This is a genomic window from Snodgrassella sp. W6238H11 (genome assembly GCF_016100525.1).
In the GTDB taxonomy this organism is placed as follows: domain Bacteria; phylum Pseudomonadota; class Gammaproteobacteria; order Burkholderiales; family Neisseriaceae; genus Snodgrassella; species Snodgrassella alvi.
This window is the reverse complement of record NZ_JACFSH010000015.1, coordinates 1-4665: the sequence shown is the minus strand read 5'-3', so window position 1 is coordinate 4665 and position 4665 is coordinate 1. Positions and strand designations below refer to the sequence as shown.

Annotated in this window: 3 protein-coding genes and 1 pseudogene; 2 read left to right on the top strand and 2 right to left on the bottom strand. The window is 26.2% G+C overall.

Annotated elements, in window-relative coordinates:
• Positions 1-97: 97 nt before the first annotated feature.
• A pseudogene (locus tag H3V00_RS11260) lies at positions 98-559 on the top strand (RNA 2'-phosphotransferase); the annotation flags it as partial.
• A gap of 51 nt (positions 560-610) precedes the next feature.
• On the opposite strand, the gene H3V00_RS11255 reads toward H3V00_RS11260, so the two are convergent.
• Both H3V00_RS11255 and H3V00_RS11250 read right to left on the bottom strand, forming a co-directional pair.
• Positions 611-1204 carry a hypothetical protein gene (locus tag H3V00_RS11255; RefSeq protein WP_198208149.1) on the bottom strand — a complete coding sequence of 198 codons (594 nt, stop codon included), beginning with the start codon at positions 1202-1204 and terminating at the stop codon, positions 611-613.
• 800 nt (positions 1205-2004) lie between these two features.
• Positions 2005-2238: a hypothetical protein gene (locus tag H3V00_RS11250; RefSeq protein ID WP_084553214.1), complete on the bottom strand. Its 234-nt coding sequence runs from the start codon at positions 2236-2238 to the stop codon at positions 2005-2007.
• Between the two features lie 973 nt (positions 2239-3211).
• Between H3V00_RS11250 and H3V00_RS11245 the strand changes: the two genes are divergently transcribed.
• The gene (locus H3V00_RS11245; protein ID WP_025330156.1) at positions 3212-3430 is read left to right on the top strand and encodes a hypothetical protein; all 219 of its coding nucleotides are present in this window, start codon (positions 3212-3214) and stop codon (positions 3428-3430) included.
• Positions 3431-4665: the final 1235 nt, after the last annotated feature.

Sequence of the window (4665 nt, the reverse complement as noted above, 5' to 3'; positions counted from 1 at the left end):
AATTTTTTCATATTGAAATTCTCCTTAAAAATATCATAGAGAATTTTCTACTTTCTTGCTGTACTATTTTAGGGGATAGTTACACACCTTAGATCAGCAGGGATGGGTAAATATAGAATACTTAATCAAACAGGCAAACCTGCATGGAGAACAACTCACCAGAGATATTATCGAGGTGGTTGTTAAAACAAGTGATAAAAAACGATTTACCATATCTGAAGATGGCTTAAAAATTCGTGCAGCACAAGGACATTCAACTGATCAGGTCCATATCAGTCATAATGCGCAAAAACCGCCAGAGTTTTTATATCATGGTACAGCCACAAGATTTATGGATTCAATCAAACAGCAAGGATTAATCGCAGGGAGCCGCCATTATGTACATCTGTCAGCTGATGTGAATACTGCGATAAAAGTCGGCACACGTCATGGCAACCCTATTGTACTGCAAATACATGCCTTAATAATGTATCAGGCAGGATATCAATTCTATCTGGCGGAAAACGGAGTATGGCTGGTTCAAACCGTACCAACACAATATTTACAACCATATGAATGAGCAAATAAATTATAAATATTTAAAAACAATATTTTATTAAAAACGAAGAGTTTACAAAATTTGTCTTTTCAATAGAGTTAACTCCTCATCAGATAGTTTATTTACTAACTTATTACTATTGATAATCGACGAAATATACTGAATAACTTCTTTATAGTCATTATAAAATAAGATCGAGAAAAATGATATAATAAAATCAGAATTAATTCTATTTAATTTTTCAATTAGATCTGCAATATAATCCATCAAATCTTGCTTACTAAATAAATGATTTAATAAAGTGTTCATATTATAAGGGTCAACGGAATTTCTGCATAGAATCTCCATTTTTTCCATTACTATATTTTTCAATTTATATTTTTGAGCACTATTAAAATCTCTCATCGATACAAAATAATAAGCAAAATTATCAAAAGTAACTTGGGATATTATTTTATCATCAGAAAACATATAAACTATAAATTTAAAGATTTCTTCTGATGAAACATCCATATGATAATAGTGTCTTGATAAAATATATATAGCTCTTCTTAATTGTTTTTCTGGAAGATTATCTAAATATTGTTTTAAATCATATCCAAAATTATTACTTTTTTTGATTATCTCATCAATTTCAATTTCAATCTCTTCATCAAAGGCACTCATTACTTTATTACTCCTCATAAATTAACAATTACTTTTTTGTATAATCAACATTGTATTATACTTTATTATACAAAAAACATACTTTATTAAAAATAAAGAGTTTACAAAATTTGTCTTTTCAATAGAGTTAACTCCTTATCAGATAATTTATTTACTAAATTATTACTATTGAAAATCGACGAAATATACTGAATAACTTCTTTATCGTCACTATCTAACAGAATAGAAAAAATGATCCAATAAAAGCGGAATTAATTCTATCTAATTTTGCAATTATATCTGCAATATAATTCATTAAATCTTGCTTACTAAATAACTGATTTAATAATCCGTTCATACGATAAAAGTTGTCACAACTTACACATAGAATCTCCATTTTTTCAATTTCAAATTTTGAAGACTATTAAAATCTATCTTTAAAACAACATAGAAAGTAAAATCAAAAAAATTAACCTTGAATATTATTTCATCATCAGAAAACTTATAAACTATAAATTTAAACATTTTTCTGAAGAAATTTCTGCATAAATATAATAGTTTTCTGAGACTATATATTGCTCTCCTGAGTTGTTTTTTGGAAGAATATCTAAATATTGTTTTAAATCAAATTCAAAATTATTACTTTTTTGATTATCTCTTTAACTCTTTTATCAACCTCGCTATCAACAACACTTATTCCCCTTTACTCCAAGTAAAAACATAATGAAATTTATTAACATAATACCAATTTTAATTATTTCCAATATAGACGAATCTTTATAAATTCGATGATTAACAGAATTTCTAATATAATTAATAAACTATTTTTTTCTACTAACTAATTCAAATTCTAAATCCGGCTCAGAATAATAAATTAAACCTATTTGATCCGAATCTACCATCAGCCCGGTCTTAAACAAATCAACCCAATTATCATAATCAAACTCAGGAGTATATTCACTCGAATCAAAACAGCACAGGACAACACCAGTCATTCCTCCGTCAAGAAGAATCTCATCTCCTGCCCTTATTTCACTACCATCTTGATATTTCATCGTAACTCCCTATTTAATAAAAGCATCTACTTTCACCTTACTTTTTTTGATACTACTCCTCTTCTTTCTCTACTTTCAACTTTTATCCTAAAAATTTTTAGTTTCTGTTGTACTATATATAATCTTCATTTCATTAAGGCTATATATATTGTTAGCCTATCTTAATTATTATTAACTATGACTAAATTAAATGACTCTAATTGAATATAAATTTTATTCTATTTATTTGTAATATTTTAATAAATTTATTAACAAAAAACTTCAATTTCGCAATTGAGATATTTAAATAATTAATCATCTGTATCAGATAGACTCAATCTATATTTTTCAGAAATAACAGAAGGATCAAATTTATAACCAGGTTCCCAGGGACTAATTACTAAAAAATATCTATCATAATTCCATAAACACATTCTGCAAACAACAAATATTTCCTTTAACTGATTACATATCTTATTATAATTATTTAAATACGCTTCCTTCAATACTTTTCCAATATCCTTCATTAATAATTGGAGGTCTTCAACTGTTTCATATATTGTTGGTGAGCAGTCATCTACATTACATAATCTGTTGAATTCTTCGAATTTATCTTCTCTGTCTAAGTATTTATCATTATTATTGTGTACAGTGGTATAAAGCTATATTTGGAATTTTGTAATCATCTATTTTTCATATAATGTAACTATACTCATAATTATTCCTTTAAAAATTAACAAAACACCCCAGATTAATCAAATTTTTCCAAATATGTATTAATTAGGTAGGCCCCTTGTTTCATTAATAAAATTGTTGGTAATCTAAAATTACTTATCAAATATTAAAAATATACAAATTAGTATAAATATTATAAAATAATTAACTGTCACTGTACAATAAACTAATTATGAAAACTATAATCAGTTTCTGTAATTAGAAATAATTAGTTTAGATTTTTGAAAGTAAATCAATAATAATTGTTAAGGAGTATTCGATGATAGACGACCAAATAATTGCTCAGAAAATTAGTGATTTGCATTTAAAAACAATAGGAGAATTAAATGAATTATTATTTGAAATACAAGAGAAATGTTCTGAAGAGGAATTTCATGCTTATCGAAGAATTGTAGGGCAACTCATGTATACATTCTGGGAAGCGTTGGATGCTATATATGTTAAGCACCCAAGTATCAAGCCTGAACAATTTGATTAAAAATTTACTGATTACCGTCTATCTGAAATATTGTTTCCGGCGTTATCTGCACCAACAACTCTTCCATAAATAGCTAAGAAAACAATACCCAACTGATTAATTAAATTTACTCTGTACTGGCTCTATCACACTAATAGTTTTTAAATGTAACTGTATATTCGTTAAACAGGTACATCTATACGCTTCATTTCTTGCATTTTCTTTTATCTAAATCATTTTTTAAAATATTTAAAGATCCTAAATAGTATTCCAACAAGTAACCAGGGTATACATCCAAAATCAATAAACAGACCTAAATAAAAATAATGATTATATGGAGCAGGCATACCCATAATACCGCCACATAACAGTAATCCACCAACAAACAGACCATAAGAAGAACTATGTCTTTTTAAAATATCATTGTTGATAAATATCAGCCAGTTCATGCATGAAATATACAGACCAAATATAATAAGACACGTAATATACCAAGTCATAATTTTAAATCCAGAGTTTCTTATCTAAATCCTAATTTCCAGTAACATAATCAAAAAATCTTAATTATATCTGTAATATAAACTTTATTTCCAAAACATAACTATCAATTTCTAATTAACTTAATCATCAAATTTACTGAATCTCTTTTTTTTAAATTTCGTATTTCTTTAATGATAAACACTTTTTTTGTTGATAACATCATTTACTATATACATTTAATTTTCAATAATTTATATTTTGCTTGGTTATCAAATATTACTTTTACATTCTCCTTTTATAATCTGAATAAAGCCTTATAAACAAATAAAAACCGTTTTAATCTACTAATGTTTAAAATTCCATTTTATCAATCGACAATTCATATTTTTCATATTTTTCATATTTGCAACTTTTTCAAGCTTTTCTATCTTTTTCACTATAAATTTACATTATCATCTCCTTAATCACATATTCTACGAACTAAGTATATCCGCTTATTTCAAATACTATATAGTTTATATATATTTTGGTATATCTATTTACCAAAATTCAATATCTATCGTTAATTTACCACCTAAATCAGCTATGAAATCTAACGTATTTTTTTTCAAATATATGTCTGATCGCTTTTCATTCTTATATACATGACCATAAATTGTGAATACAAAATTGTAAATACCCCATTGTTAGTACACAAACCAAGTAGAAAATCATGCTATTTGTTTCATGTTTCTATATTCAATTGGTGTCATATTATTTAATGCTTCATGCGGTCT